At 76.4% G+C, this 1,290-nt stretch carries 1 protein-coding gene; it reads right to left on the bottom strand.

Annotated features, from left to right (window positions below):
* Positions 1–218: 218 nt before the first annotated feature.
* On the bottom strand, positions 219–1,118 hold the full coding sequence (locus ACJA3G_RS37175; RefSeq protein WP_406557421.1) for an aminoglycoside phosphotransferase family protein: 900 nt from the start codon (positions 1,116–1,118) through the stop codon (positions 219–221).
* Positions 1,119–1,290: the final 172 nt, after the last annotated feature.

Below are 1,290 nucleotides of genomic sequence, written 5' to 3' on the forward strand. Positions count from 1 at the left end.
ACCCCGAGCCCCGTCCCCGCCAAGGGGCGCGGGGAACTGCGCGACCGGCCCACCACCGCCCGCAGACGAACACCGGGCCCGATAAGGGGCGCGGGGAACTGCGCGAGCAACCCACCACCGGCCCGCAGACGAACCCCGGGCAAACAGGGGCGCGAGCAACCCACCACCGGCCCGCAGACGAACCCCGGCCAAAACGCGGCGCGGGCCGCGCGCGGTCGCTACAGCCAGCCCGCGAACTCCAGCAGCAGCTCCGCGTCCTGGGTCCGGCCCGCCGCCCTCGCCCGGAGTCCCGACTCCACCGCTCGGAACAGCGTCCAGCCGTGCAGCCGCGTCGGGTCGACATCCAGCGCGTCCGCGAGTTTGTTCACCCGGCGACGCGCGACCGACGCGCCGCTGGGGGCCGCGATCAGGTCCTCCACCCGGTCGCGCACCAGCCGCGCCAGGTCGTAGGCCCGTTCGCCCACCAGCGGCTCCGGGCCCACCGTCAGCCACGGGGAGCGCTCCGCCGAAAGCACCTTGCTCTGGCGGAAGTTGCCGTGGAGGAGCAGCTCCTCCGGCGGGGCGGCCGTCAAGGCGTCGCGGGCCGTCAGGGCCGCCTCCGCCAGCGGCGCCAGCTCCGACGGCAACTCCCCCCGCATCGGCACCGACTGACGCTCCGTCCGCTGTGCCGCCGATTCGAACGCGTGGCCCGCGGGCGGCTCCACCCACAGCCGGCGCAGCGTCCCCGCCGCCTCCAGCAGCGCCTTCGCCTCGGGCAGCGAGCGCAGGGACACCTCGGGGTGCAGACGCTCCAGCAGCAGGGAGTCCTCGGGGCCGTCCGTCTCCAGGAGCCGCGCCGCGCCCCAGCCGGCCCAGTGCTCCAGTGCCGCCCGCTCCAGCTCCGGACGCGCCTCGGCGGGCGCCAGCTTCAGGGCCGCGGGAGTACCGTCCTGCCGCCGTACGAGCAGGACCAGGCTGCTGCGGCCACCGGGCGCCTGCACCCGTTCCACCGTCAGCCCACGCCCCGCCACCGCCGCGTCCGCGAGCCCGGGCAGTTGCCCCAGCCAGCGCGTGGCGACGGCGTCCCCGTACGTCTCGCCGAGCGCGCGCACCAGCCGCTCAGGCGGTTCGAAAGCCATACGTGCGTCGTCCCTTGGTCAGCTACCGGTCGGGCCCGGACGTTCGGCGAGACGTACGGGGACGCCGTCGCCACGCGCTGGCTGGGGCAACTGCCCGGGCTCGCGGACGCGGCGGTGGCGGGGCGTGGGCTGACGGTGGAACGGGTGCAGGCGCCCGGTGGCCGCAGCAGCC

This window comes from Streptomyces sp. YS-3 (assembly GCF_045257485.1).
Taxonomy (GTDB): domain Bacteria; phylum Actinomycetota; class Actinomycetes; order Streptomycetales; family Streptomycetaceae; genus Streptomyces.